This is a genomic window from Streptomyces sp. DT224, assembly GCF_049844595.1.
In the GTDB taxonomy this organism is placed as follows: Bacteria; Actinomycetota; Actinomycetes; order Streptomycetales; family Streptomycetaceae; genus Streptomyces.
The window spans coordinates 1-248 of sequence record NZ_JBNCLI010000067.1 but is presented as its reverse complement, the minus strand read 5'-3'; the positions used below and the strand labels follow the sequence as shown (position 1 = coordinate 248).

The following is a 248-nucleotide window of genomic DNA, read 5'->3' as shown; positions in this document are numbered from 1 at the left end:
CAGAACGGCCGTCCGGTGGCAGAGGTCGGTGCGCTGACCCTGCGCCCCTTCTCGGCAGAGCAGCTGAACGGCGGAGCTTCGGACATGCTGCACCGGCTCGACTGGACGCCGGCCCCCACCACTGCCACTGGTACGGCGCCGGTCCCGGAGTTCGAGCTGGTCACGGTCCCCGTCACGGAGGGTCTCCCGGTCCCGGACGCGGTCCGGGAGGCGACCGGGCATGTTCTTGCGGCTCTGCAGGCCACGGA

Annotated in this window: 1 protein-coding gene; it reads left to right on the top strand. The window is 71.8% G+C overall.

The window, feature by feature from the left end:
- Positions 1-15 precede the first annotated feature (15 nt).
- Positions 16-248 (top strand): hypothetical protein (locus ACLQ2N_RS36065; protein ID WP_425820033.1); only part of this gene is annotated, 233 nt, incomplete at its 3' end.